The following is a 1,442-nucleotide window of genomic DNA, read 5'->3' on the forward strand; positions in this document are numbered from 1 at the left end:
GCCGGCCAGGCGGGCGCGCTCGTGCAGCGGCACGCCCAGCTTTTCGTAGGTGCGCAGCAGTTCGGGGTCGACCTCGTCCAGGCTCTTGGGGCCGTCGGCCTTGCTCTTGGGCGCGGAGTAGTAGCTGATGTCCTGGAAGTCGATGGGCGGATACTCCACGATGGACCAGGTCGGCTCCTTCATGGTCAGCCACTGCCGATAGGCGGCCAGGCGCCATTCGAGCATGAATTCCGGTTCGCGCTTTTTGGCGGACAGGAAGCGGATGACGTCTTCGCTCAGGCCTTTCGGGATGGTTTCGGACTCGATCTCTGTGACGAAGCCCGCCTCGTACTCGCGGTCGAGGAAGGTGTCCAGGTGTTCGTTGACGGTACTCATTCGGTTAACTCCACGTTGGAGGTGCAGAATCCCACGGCCAGCGTGGAGCACGAGGCCACGGCCTCGCGCATCGGCGAGGACCAGCTGTTCTACGCCATGCAGCGCGGCCTGAGCGCCGAAGACGCCGTGTCCATGATCGTGAACGGTTTTTGTAAAGAAGTGATCAAAGAATTGCCCATGGAGTTTGCAGTCGAAGCACAGAATCTGCTCGGCGTCAGCTTGGAAGGCAGTGTAGGTTAAGGAGAACAATGAAATGCTGACGATTAAAGATTTGCGCGCCTCGGTCGAAGACAAGCCCATCCTGAAGGGCCTGAACCTGCAGATCAACCCCGGCGAAGTCCACGCCATCATGGGCCCGAACGGCTCGGGCAAGAGCACGCTGTCGCAGGTGCTGGCCGGCCGCGAGGACTACACCATCGAGGGCGGCTCGGTCCAGTGGCTGGGCCAGGACCTGCTGGAGATGAAGATCGAGGAACGCGCCCGTTCGGGCCTGTTCCTGGCCTTCCAGTACCCCATCGAGATCCCCGGCGTGTCCAACGCCTACTTCCTGCGCTCCTCGGTCAACGCCGTGCGCCGCCACCAGGGCCTGCCCGAACTGGACGCCATGGATTTCCTCAAGCGCGTCAAGGAGGAAATGAAGGTTGTGGGCATGCGCGAGGAATTCCTCTACCGCTCCGTGAACGAAGGTTTTTCGGGCGGCGAGAAAAAACGCAACGAAGTGCTGCAGATGAGCCTGCTGGAACCCAAGCTGGCCATTCTGGACGAGACCGATTCGGGCCTGGACATCGACGCGCTGCGCGTGGTGGCCGACGGCGTGAACCGCCTGCGCTCGCCCGAGCGCTCGCTGCTGGTCATTACTCACTACCAGCGCCTGCTGGACTATATCGTGCCTGATTTCGTGCACGTGCTTGCGGGCGGGCGCATCATCCGCTCGGGCGGCCGCGAGCTGGCCCTGGAGCTGGAAGAGCGCGGCTACGGCTGGGTGCTGGAACAGGCCGCGGCCGACGAGGCCGCCAAAGGAGCTGCCGTATGAGCCTGCCGGATTGGGTGAATGATTTCGCTGCCCA

Annotated in this window: 1 protein-coding gene and 2 pseudogenes; 2 read left to right on the forward strand and 1 reads right to left on the reverse strand. The window is 62.7% G+C overall.

From position 1 onward, the window contains the following. Positions 1-375 (reverse strand): annotated as a pseudogene (locus ACWPWO_RS18735) (Fe-S cluster assembly protein SufB); the annotation flags it as partial. Between the two features lie 15 nt (positions 376-390). On the opposite strand from ACWPWO_RS18735, the pseudogene ACWPWO_RS18740 reads away from it, so the two are divergent. Both ACWPWO_RS18740 and sufC read left to right on the forward strand, forming a co-directional pair. Then, a pseudogene (locus ACWPWO_RS18740) lies at positions 391-615 on the forward strand (SufD family Fe-S cluster assembly protein); the annotation flags it as partial. A 13-nt stretch (positions 616-628) separates the two neighbouring features. Beyond that, a complete protein-coding gene (gene sufC, locus ACWPWO_RS18745) occupies positions 629-1,408 on the forward strand; it encodes a Fe-S cluster assembly ATPase SufC (RefSeq protein ID WP_394065688.1) in 780 nt (259 codons plus the stop codon). Positions 1,409-1,442 lie beyond the last annotated feature (34 nt).

Source organism: Alcaligenes sp. Marseille-Q7550 (assembly GCF_965112015.1).